This window comes from Streptomyces sp. NBC_01450 (assembly GCF_036227505.1).
Taxonomy (GTDB): domain Bacteria; phylum Actinomycetota; class Actinomycetes; order Streptomycetales; family Streptomycetaceae; genus Streptomyces.
This window is the reverse complement of sequence record NZ_CP109480.1, coordinates 5276909-5290095: the sequence shown is the minus strand read 5'-3', so window position 1 is coordinate 5290095 and position 13187 is coordinate 5276909. Positions and strand designations below refer to the sequence as shown.

Sequence of the window (13187 nt, the reverse complement as noted above, 5' to 3'; positions counted from 1 at the left end):
GATCTGACCTGCGGTTTCTTTAATGTTGCGAGAGCGTGGCTCGGGTGCGCGGGTGGGGTCAGGCCTTCGCCTCGACCGCCTCGGGGGCCGCGTCCGGGGTGGGTTCGACCTGCGGCTGGGCGGCCGTCGCGCGGACCGGGATGAGGAAGGCGACGATCGCGGCGGCGATGCCGACGCCGGAGCCGATCAGCATGGCGACGCGGAACCCGCTCTCGGAGGGCAGGGAGACCGGGCCGAACTTCGTGGTCATCTGGGCCAGGACCACGGCCATCACGGCGGCCGAGACGGAGCTGCCGATCGAGCGCATCAGTGTGTTGAAGCTGTTGGCCGAGGCGGTCTCCGACTGGGGTACCGCACCCATGATGAGGGCGGGCATCGCACCGTAGGCGAAACCGACGCCCGTGCTGCAGACGATGGTCACGGCGAGCAGGCCCAGGGCGGAGCCGTTTCCGATGAGCGGCAGGGAGATGCCGTAGCCGAGGGCGATGACCAGGGCGCCGACGGTCAGGGTGATCCGGGGGCCCTTGGCGGCGGAGAGCTTGGCACCGACCGGGGAGATGATCATCATCATCAGGCCGGCCGGGGCCATCCACAGGCCCATGGCCAGCATCGACTCGCCGAGGCCGTAGCCGGTCTCCTTGGGCAGCTGCAGCAGCTGGGGGATCACGAGGGACTGGGCGTACATCGCGAAGCCGACCAGGATCGAGGCGGCGTTCGTCATCAGTACCTGCGGGCGGGCGGTCACACGCAGGTCGACCAGCGGCTCGGCGGTGCGCAGCTCCCACCAGCCCCAGGCCAGCAGCAGGACGACCGCGGTGGCGAGCAGGCCGAGCGTGGTGCCGCTGCCCCAGCCCCAGTCCGCGCCCTTGGAGACACCGAGGAGCAGGCAGACCAGCGCGATGCCCAGGCCGATCGCGCCGAGCAGGTCGAAGCTGCCCGCGGCGGTGCTCTCGCGGCCCGCGGGCACGAAGAACCAGATCAGCGTGGCGACCGCGAGGGTCAGCGCGGCGACGACCCAGAACAGCACGCGCCAGCTGGCGTTCTCGGCGATCGCCGCGGAGAACGGCAGGCCGAGCGCGCCGCCCACACCCATGGACGCGCTCATCAGCGCGATGGACGAGCCGAGCTTCTCCGCCGGTACGACGTCGCGCAGCAGGCTGATGCCGAGCGGCACCACGCCCATGCCGAGGCCCTGCAGACCGCGTCCGGCGATCATCGGGACGACCGAGGAGGACAGGGCGCAGACCACGGAACCGAGGACCAGCGGGATCAGCGAGGCCAGAAGCATGCGCTTCTTGCCGTACATGTCACCGAGGCGGCCGGCGACGGGGGTGATCACGGCAGCCGCGAGCAGCGTGGCGGTGACGACCCAGGAGGCGTTCGAGGCGGTGGTGTCGAAGAGGGTCGGGAGTTCCCCGATCAGTGGCACCACCAGCGTCTGGGTGATCGCGGCCACGATGCCGCCGAAGGCGAGGATGCCGACAACACCGCCGGAGCGGGCTGCGGGCTGGGAACTGTCCACGGGTACTCCCTGTTGCTCTTTCCGGGCTTGTTGCCGTGCTGCGCATCCGGGCCTGTCGCGTACGAGCTGCAAGATGCACGCGAATTGCATGGTGCACGTAGTGTGCATCATGCATGCCTCATGCATCATACACATTGCGATGGTATACCTGGCGGGAGGTAGCTTTCCTGTAGGGGAAGCGAGCCGGGAGCCGAAGGATGCCTCGCGTGGACAAGCCACTTGACCTGCTGGAATTCGAGACCATGCTGCTCGGGCGTCACATGCACATGCTCAACCCGCGGGGGCGCGGGATGAGTGAGGAGCGGCTGGACCGCAGTGCGTACGTCCTGCTCAGCCGCATTCAGGTGGAAGGCCCGATGTCCATCGGTGGACTCAGAGAGGCCTTCGGCCTGGACGCGTCCACCCTCAACCGGCAGACCGCCGCGATGCTGCGGGCCGGGGTCGTCGAGCGCATGCCCGACCCCGAGGGGGGCATCGCCCGCAAGTTCGCCATCACCGCCGAGGGCAGGCGCCGGCTGGACGCCCATCGCGCCGAGAACCTGGACGGTCTGGAGAAGATCATGACCGACTGGGATCCCGAGGAAGTCGCCGAGTTCGCCGCCTATCTCAGCCGCTTCAACCGTGACATCGAACGTCTCGACGGGCGCCCCTGGCCGCGCGGTTGAGCGGTTGAGCGGTTGAAGGGGGGAGGGGGGAAGGCGGGGGGTCAAGGGTGGGTCGGTTGTCCGGCCCGCCCTGGTGTGCTCCAGGGGGCCGTGTTGTCGTTCGCGGACGTCTCCGGTGCCGTCTGCGTGATGCCGGTCGAGGTCTCGGCCGGGGTGATGGGCATGCCGTAGGGCGCGTTGCTCGTCGGGGCGCGTAGCTCGTCACGTCGCTCTCGTCACGTAGCTCGTCACGTCGCTCGTCCCTCGCTGGTCGCGCCGCTGGTTCTCCGGTTCCTTGAGGGGGGGGAGCCCCCGCCCCCCACTCGGCGTCAACTCGCCTGCCCCCTTTGTTGGTTGATCTTTCACCGCTGCGACATCCCGCACCGCTTGAGCGCTCAACGAGTCAGGTGAGGGTGATCCGGGCATGTCAATGAAACCGCTTGCCCCACCCCCACCCCCTCGCGGTCCCTCAGGAGGACGCAGTGCAGAAGAGCTCGCGCGTACGCAGAGCCTCGCTCATCCTCGGCAGCGCCGTCGCGCTCGTCGTCGCCTTCCCCGGCAGCGCGCTCGCCGCCCCGCCCAAGGCCCTGCCCGCCAACGCGGACGACCTGGAGAAGACCTGGCAGCCGGCGTACGACTACGACACGGACGGCTGCTACCCCACGCCCGCCATCGGTCCCGACGGGACCGTCAACGGGGGCCTCAAGCCGACCGGTTCGCTCAGTGGCGAGTGCCACGACACCTCGGATCTCGACAACACCAACGGCTACTCGCGCGAGAAGTGCAACAACGGCTGGTGCGTGATCCTCTACGGCCTCTACTTCGAGAAGGACCAGGCCACGATCGGCGGGCACCGCCACGACTGGGAGCACGTGGCGGTCTGGGTGCAGAACAACCAGGCCAAGTACGTCTCCACGTCCGCGCACGGCGACTTCAACGTCTACAGCGCCGACCAGGTCCTGTGGGACGGCACGCACCCCAAGATCGTCTACCACAAGGACGGTCTGAGCACCCACGACTTCCGGCTCGCGAACTCGGGCGACGAGCCGCCGGAGAACGGCTACCACACCTGGCAGTACCCGGCCCTGGTCGGCTGGAACGGCTACCCGGCGGGGCTGCGCGACAAACTGAGCGCCTACGACTTCGGCAGCGCCAACTTCGGCCTCAAGGACGCCAACTTCGCCGCCCACCTCACGAAGGCCATGCCGGCGGGCATCTCGTTCGACCCCAACGCCTGACGGGCCGGGGATCTCTCCTCCGTCCCTGTCACACAACCGCCCGCGGGCGCGTCAGGGAGATGGCGCCACCCACACGCTCCGGTAGCGGTGTGACAAGTGTGGCAGGTGTCACAAGGCATGACATATGTGACAGGGACGAGAAGGAGATGACGACATGGCCGTTCTGATGGTGCGCGCGACGGTGAAGCCCGAGTGTGTCGACGCGCTCGAAGCGGCGCTGGGGAAGATGTTCGCCGCGATCGAGGCTGCGCGGCCCGAGGGCGTGCGCTATGCCTCGTACCGGCTCCCCGACGGAGTCACGTATCTCGCGGAACTGGAGCTCGCGGACGGGATCGAGAATCCGCTGACCGCGATCCAGGAGTTCCGGGAGTTCCAGGAGGGCTTGAAGGGCTGGCTGGCCGCCCCGCCGTCCGCCGAGCGGTTCGAGGTGCGGGGCGCGTACGCCGCCTGAGGCCGCCCGGGTGTGCGCTCGGTAAGAGTCGGCGAGCGTCGGTGAGAGTCGACGAGACTCCGGGCGCGCATCCCGTGCCGTGGCCCCGCGCCGAGTAGGTTCGCTCCTGACCGCGCAGAAGCAAGCGAAGAGCCGCGTACGCCGTGAGTAAATGCGGAGAGCACGAGGAAACGCGGCGTACCTGAGGGAGACGCACGGTAAACGGCTAGCATCGCGGGCAGAGTTGTCGGCCTGGGATGGAGTGGTGTCGTGTCGGAGGGGCCTCGGATCGCCGTTGCCGTCGTGACCATGGGGAACCGGCCCGACGAGGTCGACGCGCTGCTCGCCTCGGTGGCCAAGCAGGACGTCGCGCCCGCACGGATCGTGATCGTGGGGAACGGGTGTCCGCTGCCCGAGTTCGCCGAGCGGCTGGGGCTGCCCGGTGAGGTGACCGCCATCGAGGTCGACGAGAACCTCGGCTGCCCGGGCGGGCGCAACGTGGGCCTCGCCCGGCTCAGGGAGTTCGCGGACGTGGACGTCGTCGTCGAGCTGGACGACGACGGGCTGCTGGTCGACGCGGATGTGCTGCGCAAGGTGCGGGACCTGTACGCCGCCGATCCGCGCCTGGGCATCGTCGGCTTCCGCATCGCCGACGAGAACGGGGAGACCCAGCGCCGGCACGTGCCCCGGGTCGGGGCCAAGGACCCGATGCGGGGCGGTCCGGTCACCGGGTTCCTCGGCGGTGGGCACGCGTTGTCCATGCCCATGCTCGCCCGGATCGGGGACTGGCCCGCCGAGTTCTTCTTCGCGCACGAGGAGACCGACATGGCCTGGCGGGCCGTCGACGACGGATGGACCGTGCTCTACGAGCCCGGACTGCTGCTCCAGCACCCCAAGACCTCGCCCGCCCGGCACGCCATCTACTACCGGGTCACCGCCCGCAACCGGGTCTGGCTCACCCGCCGCAGGCTGCCCCTCCCGCTCATCCCCGTGCACCTGGGAATCTGGATGCTGCTGACGCTCCTGCGGACACGGTCGCTGGGCGGACTGCGGGCCTGGTTCGGCGGCTTCGCGGAAGGGCTGCGGCAGTCGGGCGGCGAGCGGCGGCCGATGCGGTGGCGGACCGTGTGGCGGCTGACGCGACTGGGACGCCCGCCCGTCATCTGACGGCGGCCGATGGGCGGTCGGCGACAGGCGGCAGGACGGCCGGGGGGCGGACGAGGGCCCCGGTCGCTCACCTCCGACGACCAGGGCCCTCTCTGTCCCCGGATCCGGCCACGGCGGCGACACTCCCCCGAGTTACGCGTTGTACGCGCGCACCGTCGGGCCAGATCCGATGGAGTGATCCCATCAGGCCGCGCCAACGGATCGCTAACATGTCGCCAACGGGTTTCCATCCGGAAACCTGGAAACCGGAAGTCGGTCGGCGTGAAGTCGCCGCAAGAAGGCGCGAAGTCGCCATGGATGTGGTCGGTACCGGACTGAACCGGTCGGGCCGGTCGAGCGGGAAGGCAGTGGAGCGGGCTATGCGGTACGAGCTGCGGTTCGGGCTGCTGGGGCCGCCGGTGTTGTACGACGCCGACGGCGAGGTCCGTTCGATCGGCGGCGGCAAAGTGCGTGCCCTGCTGGTCGCGCTGCTCCTCGAGCCGGGCCGGGTCGTCTCGGTGGACGCGCTCAAGGACGCGCTGTGGGGCGGGGCGCCGCCCGCCTCCGCGCAGGCCTCGCTGCAGAACCACGTCACCCGGCTGCGTCGGCTCCTCGACGATCCGGAGCGGCTGCGGGCCATGCCGCCCGGGTATCTCCTGCGGGTCGACGAGGGCGAGTTGGACGTGCGCGTCTTCGAGGCCCACGTCACGGCCGCACGCGCCGCGCACGCCGAGCGCGACTGGGAGCGGGCGCTGCGCGAGGCCCTGGTGGCGCTCGCGCTGTGGCGCGGCACACCGCTGGGCGGGGTCCCGCCCGAACTCGGCGGACACGCGCTCGTCCAGCGCCTGGAGGAGGCGCGGCTGCTCGTCCTGGAGTGGCGGTACGAGGCCGAACTGCGACTTGCGGGGCCGGGAGCCGGTGGTGCCGGTGGTGCCGGTGGTGCGGGCGAGGGTACCGATGGTGCCGGGGGTACCGGGGGTACCGGGGGTACCGGGGGTACCGGGGGTACCGGGGTCGGCTGGGTTTTCGGGGACGTCGGGGGGTCCGCCGACGCAAAAGCAACGGAAGCCTCCGATGACGTCGGCGTCCCTGACAACTCCACAGTCCTCGGCACTTCCACGGCTCCCGGCACCTCCAGCGCCCCCGGTACCTCCACAGCCCCGAACGTCTCCATAGCCCCCGACACCTCCACAGCCCCAGGTGCCTTCAACACTCCCGGCCCCGCCCGACTCGCGGCCCTCGCACCCGAGTTGTCCGCACTCGTCGCCGAGTACCCCTTGCGTGAGGCCTTCCACCGGCTGCTGATGCTGGTGCTGCACCGCACCGGACGTCAGGCCGAGGCCCTGGCCGTCCACCGGGATCTACGGGCCCGCCTGGTCGAGGAACTCGGTGTCGAGCCCGGGCCCGCGGTGCGCGAGGCGCATCTGGAGATCCTGCGTGAGCGGGCGGGGGAGCGCGACGGACCCGAGCGCGACCGGGACGAGGCCGCCGACGCACGGCGGGCCACCCCCGCCGAACCGGCCTCACCCCGGCCCGCCCAACTCCCACCCCCACCCGCGCACTTCACCGGCCGCGGGGACCTGTGCCAGGAACTGAACCTGGCTCTCGACACGGCCCGGCACCCCAGACCCCCCACCCCGGCTGTCGCCGTCATCAGCGGAATGGCCGGAGTCGGCAAGAGCGCGCTGGCGCTGCATGTGGCACATGGGCTGCGGGAACGTTTCCCCGACGGCCAGCTCTACGTCAACCTGCACGGGGCCACGCCCGGAATGACCCCCCTCACGCCCGGCCAGGCGCTTGCCGCGCTGCTGCGCGACCTCGGTGCCGAGCCGCGCCGCATCCCCGAACACCTCGACGCGGCGGCCGCGTTGCTCCGGTCGATACTCGCACCGACGCGCACCCTGATGGTGCTCGACGACGCCGCGCACGCCGCACAGGTACGGCCGCTGCTGCCCGCGGGCGCGGGGTGCGCGGTGATCGTGACGAGCCGTTCGCCGCTCACCGCGCTGGACGGCGCCCGGCGCTTCCCGCTCGCGCCGCTCTCGGACGAGGACAGCGCGGCGCTGCTGCGCGCGGTCTCCGGTCGGGTGAACGGCCTCGACGGCGCGCACCCCCTCGTCGAACTCACCGGCCGGCTCCCGCTCGCCCTCCGCGTGGTCGCGGCGCGCCTCGCCGCGCGCCGCGCGCTCACGCCGGACGCCCTCGCCGGTCAACTGGCCGCGACCGAGGGGCGGTTGCACCATCTGGAATACGACGATCTGAGCGTCCGCAGATCCCTGGCCGTCGCGCTCGACGCGCTGCGTGCCTCGGAGCGGGAGGCCGACCAGGACGCGGCGCTCGTGCTGCGCGGCATCGGCACGCTGGACCTCCCCGTATACGGCGCGCCCCTGCTCGCCCGGCTCTCCGGCATCGCCGAGTTCCGCGCCGAGGCCGCGCTCGACCGCCTCGTCGACGTCGCGCTCCTGGAGGAGACGGCGTACGGCCGCTACGCACCCCACGACCTGGTCCGCGACTTCGCCAGGGAGATCGCGGGCGCGACGGACGGGGAACCCGCGGACGGGGGCGCGGGCATCTGCGTGTCCGAGCGGGCGTTGCGCTGGTACGCCGGTGTCGCCGCCCGCTCCCTCGAAGCGATCGTCGAGCCGGGCCTCGACCGCCAGGACCGCAGCCGGCCGACCGCCTCGCAGCCGGCCGCGCACACGGTGGACGCCGCGGCCACCCCGCCGTTCTGCACCGCCAAGGACGCCTTCACCTGGGGCGATCTGGAACTGGAGAACGTGGTGGCGCTGGTGGAGCGGTACGCGGACACATCCGCGTACGTTCCCGTTCTCGTGCGGCTGCTCAACCCCTACCTCCAGCGCAGCGGCCGGGTCGCGGAGTCGGAGGTGCTCCTACGGGCCGCGCTGGGCGCCGCGCGGCGGCTCGGTGACGAGGCCGCGCAGGCGTACGCGCTCGGGGACCTCGCGGGGCTGCACTTCATGACGGGCCGCGCGAGCGAGGCGCTCACGCTGAACGACGAGGCGCTGGCGATCTGGCGGCGGCTCGGGGTGCTGTCGTGGATCCGGCGCGGTCTGAACAACCGCGGCATGCTCCTCGAGGGGCTGGGCCGCCACGCCGAGTCCAGCGAGGCGCTGCTGCAGAGCCTCGAACTCTCCCGGGAGCTGGGCGACCCGCACACCGAGGCCATCACCTACAGCCACCTCGGCAATCTGTACGAGCACACGGACGCCCGTGCCGCCATCGACCACCACAAGCGCAGCCTCGCGATCGGCGACGCGATGGACGACGTGATCATCCGGCACTCCGCGCACTCCAACATCGGCTACGCCCATCTGAGGCTCGGTGAACCGGCCGCCGCCGTGCCGCACTTCGAGGAGAGCCTGCGCATCCTCGGCGGTCACGGCGACTGGCACGGGGAGTCGCAGACGCGGCTCGGGCTGGTGCGTGCGCTGCGCGGGGTGGGGCATGTCGAACGGGCCGCGCGCGAGTGCGATCTGCTGCTGCGCCGCGCCGATCAGCGCGCCGACCGGTACACCGGTGGGCTCGCGCGGCATCAACTGGGTCTGGTGCTGCGCGCACAGGGGGATGCCGCAGAGGCGTACGAGCTGTGGAGGTCGGCGCTCGCGGCGCTGGACGGGACGGACAGCTCGGTGGTGGGGGAGCTGAGGAAACTCCTGGAGGAGGAGTAGCGGCCGTCCTGCTGCTCCAGGGCCACCGTCCTGGTCACTTCGCGTCCGCGTAGCACTCGACCACCGCCGTCGTGAACGGGAAGCGGACCGGTGTCTCGCCGAACGTCAGCCGTCCCGCCAGCTCCGCGGCCTCCCGGATCGCGGCCACGACGGCGTCCGCCTCCTCGGCCGGGCAGTGCACGATCACCTCGTCGTGCTGGAAGAAGACCAGCTCGGCGGTGAGGTCCCCGCAGGTGCGGCGGAGGGCGGCGAGCAGCAGCAGCGCCCAGTCGGCGGCGCTGCCCTGGACGACGAAGTTGCGTGCGAAGCGGCCGCGGGCCCGGGAGTTGGAGGAGGCGTAGCCCGGCACCCAGCCCTGGTCCGCCAGGGTCTCGGCGGGCTCGTCCTGCGGGATGCCCGCCTCTTCCGACGCGGCGTCGGAAGAGCCGGCCGCCGGGGGACTGGTCCGCCCCAGCCATGTCCGTACGAGCCGGCCCTCCTCGCCGGCCCGCGCCGCGTCGTCCACGTAGGCGACAGCCCGGGGGAAGCGTCTTCTCAGCGCGGCCAGGTTCTTCAGACCGTCGCCGGACGTCTGCCCGTACACCGCGCCGAGCACGGCGAGCTTGGCCTGTGCCCGGTCGCCGGCGAACGCCCGGTCCGACACCGACTGGTACAGGTCGCTCTCCCGGCCCGCGACCTCCATCAGGCCCGGGTCGCGCGAGATGGCGGCCAGCACCCGCGGCTCCATCTGGTCGGCGTCGGCCACCACGAGCCGCCAGCCCGGGTCGGCGACGACGGCACGCCGGATGACCTTGGGGATCTGCAGGGCGCCCCCGCCGTTGGTCACCCAGCGGCCGGTGACGGTCCCGCCGGGCAGGTACTCGGGCCGGAAGCGCCCGTCGCGCACCCAGTCCTGCAGCCAGGACCAGCCGTGCGCCACCCAGATCCGGTACAGCTTCTTGTACTCGAGCAACGGCTTCACGGCGGGATGCTCGATGGTCTCGATCTCCCACCGCCGGGTGGATTTGACCTTGATCCCGGCCTGCGCGAAGGCCTTGATGACGTCGGCGGGCAGGTCGGGGCGGACGCGCCTGCCGAAGGCGGCCGACACCTCGTCCGTGAGCTCGGCGAGGCGTCTGGGCTCACCGCCGCCCGCGTACCGCTCGCCGAGCAGCTCGTGCAGCACCTCACGGTGGACGTCCGCGCGCCACGGCAGACCGGTGCGGTTCATCTCGGCGGCCACCAGCATGCCCGCCGACTCTGCCGTCGTCAGCAGGTGCATGCGCTCCGGGTGCGCCGTCGTGTCGTGGCGGCGGCGCTGATCGGCGTACACCTCCAGGAGGTCTTCCAGGGGTACGCGGACCGGGCGCGGCTCGAAGAGGGACGACTGCGAGCCGGGCTCGGCGGAGCGCTGCGGGGGATCCGGCGGTACGGGGCCGCCGCGCAGTCTCGCCAGCGCGGCGGCCGCCGACCGGGGTTCGCCGAGCCGGCCCTCGTGGCCGAGCAGCAGCGTCTCGGCGGCCTCCATGTCGTAACACCGCTCCACTCGCACCCCCGCGGCGAGCAGACGGGGGTAGACGTCGGCCGTGGACCGCCAGACCCACCGGACCACGTCGGGCCGCCCCCGCACGGCCTCGACCAGGTCCGCCTCCCTGCGCACCGGTCCCGCGGGCAGCCCGTCGGGGCCGAGGGGGGCGACCTCCGCGCCACCGTCCTCGGCCGGTCCGAGAGCCCACCGGTCGCTCATGATTCCGAGTTTCGCAGGCGGGTCTGACAACGGCCGCGGACGCGACGTCCTACTGATCCTTCTGATCCTTCTGATCCTTCTGATCCTGCTGGTCCGGCTGGTCGTTCTGCTGTCCCGCCACCGTGATGAGCTCCAGCACGCGCGCGAGGTAGGACTCCGCCGCTGTCTTGTCGATGCCGAGGTCGCTGAGGACGCCGTTGCCGTTCTCGTACTCCAGGAGGGCCAGGAGGATGTGTTCGGTGCCGATGTAGTTGTGGCCGAGGCGGAGGGCCTCGCGGAAGGTGAGTTCCAGCGCCTTCTTGGCGGCGGGGCCGTACGGGATCAGCTCCGGGACCTCGGCGGCCGCCGGCGGGAGCGCCGCGGTCGCCGCCTCGCGGACGGCGTCCAGGGTCACGCCCTGGGCGGTGATCGCCTTCGCGGCGAGCCCCTCGGGCTCGGAGAGGAGGCCGAGGACGAGGTGCTCGGTGAGTCCCTCCGCGTTGCCCGCGGCCTTCGCCTCGTTGTGCGCGGCCATGACCGCGTTGCGGGCGCGGGGCGTGTAGCGGGTGAAGCCCTGGCTGGGGTCGAGGTCCGACTCGGCCTTGGGGACGAAGCGCTTCTGCGCCGCCTGCCGGGTGACGCCCATGCTCTTTCCGATGTCGGTCCAGGACGCGCCCGAACGCCGGGCCTGGTCCACGAAGTGGCCGATCAGGTGGTCGGCCACGTCGCCGAGGTGGTCCGCCGCGATCACCGCGTCCTGGAGCTGGTCGAGCGCGTCGGTGTGGACCTTCTTGATGGCCTCGATGAGGTCGTCGAGACGTACGGATGCCTTGCCGGGTGGGTTCGTCGTCATGTGTCAACCGTAAGTTGACAGGCAGGGGGTGTCAACCCGAAGTTGACACCCTTCCGGCCGTCGTCCACGTTTCACTGTCCACAGGGTGTGGACGGTCCGGTTCGGCGGGCGTGACACGATCGACGCATGAGCAGTACGCCCAGCACCGTGGAGCGCGCCTTCGAGGCCGCGCTCTACGCCGACAGTGACGGGGCCCTCGACACGGGCGCCTCGCTGCTCGCCGCCGACCCCGCCTCCGACGCCGAACTCGCCCGCCGTGGCGAGGAGTTCGTCGCCGCGGCCTGGCGTCGCGGCTGGCAGCCCGCCGACGTCGTGCGGATCGTGCGACGCGAGCTGGACGACGTACACCTGCGGCTGGTGTCGGAACTGGTGCGCGCCGAGGCCGGCCGGGACCGGCGGCCCCGGGGCCCGCGATGGGCGGCACAGCTCGAAGAGCTGGACGCCCGGGCCCCGCGCACCGACCGCTTCTCGCAGGCGACCGCGGCGCTGGAGCTGTACCGGCTGCTGCTGCGCCTTCCCGCCCTCGAGTCGCTCGACGCGCACCGGCCGCACGGCACGTCACGGCACCCGGGCGCCCCGCAGGACTCCCGCATGCTCTCCCGCATCCGCGCGCTGCTCGCCAAGGCCGAGGCGACCGGGTTCCCCGAGGAGGCGGAGGCACTGAGCGCCAAGGCGCAGGAGCTGATGGCCCGGCACAGCATCGACGAGGCGCTGCTCGCGGCCCGTACGCACGCCAAGGACGCGCCCGGCGCCTGCCGCATCGGTGTCGAGCCGCCGTACGAGACGGCCAAGGCCGTGCTGCTGGACGCGGTGGCCGACGCGAACCGCTGTCGTGCCGTGTGGAACGAGTCGCTCGGCTTCTCGACCGTCGTCGGTTTCGAACCCGACCTGGAGGCCGTCGAGCTCCTCTACACCTCGCTGCTCGTGCAGGCCACGGCCGCGATGACGAAGGCGGAGGCGGCCCAGCGGGCCGGAGGAAGGAAGCGTACGAAGAGCTTCCGGCAGTCGTTCCTGGCCGCGTACGCGCACCGGATCGGCGACCGGCTGGCGACCGCCGCCGAGGGGGCCGAGGGGGAGGTCGCCTCGGCGGCGCCGGCGGGGGAGTTGCTGCCCGTGCTGGCGGCCCGTGACGTGGCGGTCAACGACCACATGGAGCAGATGTTCCCGGACACCGTCACCACCCGGCTGCGCGGCGTCAACGACGCGGCCGGATGGCAGGAAGGGGCCGCGGCGGCGGACCGCGCCCAGGTCAGGGCACGTCCGCCGCTTCGCTGACGCCCGGCTTGCGCCGGGATCCGCTCAGTCGCCCGCGGGCTGGAACGAGCTCACGGAGGCGTTCGGGTCGCTCGCACCGGTCTTGCCGGCGACGGGGCCGTACGACCACTTGAAGCTCTGGGCGGTGGTGGCACCGGGCAGGCTGATCTTCAGCGCCGTCGCGTCGAGGCTCTTCCCGTCGCCCGCCGTACCCCGCACGTAGGTGATCGTGAAGGAGGCGGTGCCGCTCTTCGCCAGCGTCAGTTTCGGCGGATTCGGGGCCTTCTCCTCGGGCACGTCCGTGCTCTTGCCCCCGTCCTGCACCGTGACGGCGGGGAAGCCCTGGAGGGTGCACTCGGCGCCCTTGTTGGTGAGCGTGACGGGCACGTTGCCGGTGTCGCCCGCGGCGGGGGCCGCGTTGGCGGGGCCGACCTGGATGCCGATCTGGTCGATCTTGCAGGCCGTGGAGGCGGCGGCGGAGGAGGTGGAGGCCTTCTTGCCGCTGTCACTGCTGCTGTCGCCGCCGCTGTCGCAGGCGGTGAGGGTGAGTGCCGCCGCGGCGGCGACGACGGCGATCGGAAGGGCGCGCATGGGTTCCCCCTGGGTTCGTGAAGGTGCTCATGGATCATCACGCAGACCGATGGGCACGCGTTGCGCGACCCCCCTGTCAGGCACCTCTCCCGTGCCGCGTATGCCCCGAAAACTC

The 13187-nt window shown here is 71.8% G+C and carries 10 protein-coding genes; 6 read left to right on the top strand and 4 right to left on the bottom strand.

The annotated features are described in order from the left end of the window. Positions 1-58: 58 nt before the first annotated feature. Positions 59-1522 (bottom strand): MFS transporter, encoded by a 1464-nt coding sequence (locus OG568_RS23630; RefSeq protein WP_329533004.1) that lies wholly within the window; start codon positions 1520-1522, stop codon positions 59-61. 206 nt (positions 1523-1728) lie between these two features. Between OG568_RS23630 and OG568_RS23625 the strand changes: the two genes are divergently transcribed. From OG568_RS23625 to OG568_RS23605, 5 genes are all read left to right on the top strand, one after another. Further along, positions 1729-2187, top strand: a complete 459-nt coding sequence (locus OG568_RS23625; RefSeq protein WP_266437951.1) for a MarR family winged helix-turn-helix transcriptional regulator — start codon at positions 1729-1731, stop codon at positions 2185-2187. Between the two features lie 461 nt (positions 2188-2648). Next, on the top strand, positions 2649-3404 hold the full coding sequence (locus tag OG568_RS23620; RefSeq protein ID WP_329533003.1) for an NPP1 family protein: 756 nt from the start codon (positions 2649-2651) through the stop codon (positions 3402-3404). 154 nt (positions 3405-3558) lie between these two features. Continuing rightward, a complete protein-coding gene (locus OG568_RS23615) occupies positions 3559-3855 on the top strand; it encodes a hypothetical protein (RefSeq protein WP_266584497.1) in 297 nt (98 codons plus the stop codon). A 249-nt stretch (positions 3856-4104) separates the two neighbouring features. Beyond that, positions 4105-5001, top strand: a complete 897-nt coding sequence (locus tag OG568_RS23610) for a glycosyltransferase family 2 protein (protein ID WP_266437942.1) — start codon at positions 4105-4107, stop codon at positions 4999-5001. Between the two features lie 359 nt (positions 5002-5360). Beyond that, positions 5361-8669, top strand: a complete 3309-nt coding sequence (locus OG568_RS23605) for an AfsR/SARP family transcriptional regulator (RefSeq protein ID WP_329533002.1) — start codon at positions 5361-5363, stop codon at positions 8667-8669. A 34-nt stretch (positions 8670-8703) separates the two neighbouring features. Here OG568_RS23605 and OG568_RS23600 read toward each other — a convergent pair whose 3' ends face one another. Then, positions 8704-10395, bottom strand: a complete 1692-nt coding sequence (locus OG568_RS23600) for a bifunctional 3'-5' exonuclease/DNA polymerase (protein ID WP_329533001.1) — start codon at positions 10393-10395, stop codon at positions 8704-8706. A gap of 49 nt (positions 10396-10444) precedes the next feature. Next, a complete protein-coding gene (locus OG568_RS23595) occupies positions 10445-11227 on the bottom strand; it encodes a Clp protease N-terminal domain-containing protein (RefSeq protein WP_329533000.1) in 783 nt (260 codons plus the stop codon). A gap of 126 nt (positions 11228-11353) precedes the next feature. On the opposite strand from OG568_RS23595, the gene OG568_RS23590 reads away from it, so the two are divergent. Continuing rightward, positions 11354-12502, top strand: coding sequence for a DUF2786 domain-containing protein (locus OG568_RS23590; RefSeq protein WP_329532999.1), 1149 nt, complete (start codon positions 11354-11356; stop codon positions 12500-12502). Between the two features lie 24 nt (positions 12503-12526). On the opposite strand, the gene OG568_RS23585 is transcribed toward OG568_RS23590, so the two are convergent. Continuing rightward, on the bottom strand, positions 12527-13072 hold the full coding sequence (locus tag OG568_RS23585; protein ID WP_329532998.1) for a DUF4232 domain-containing protein: 546 nt from the start codon (positions 13070-13072) through the stop codon (positions 12527-12529). Between the last annotated feature and the right edge of the window lie 115 nt (positions 13073-13187).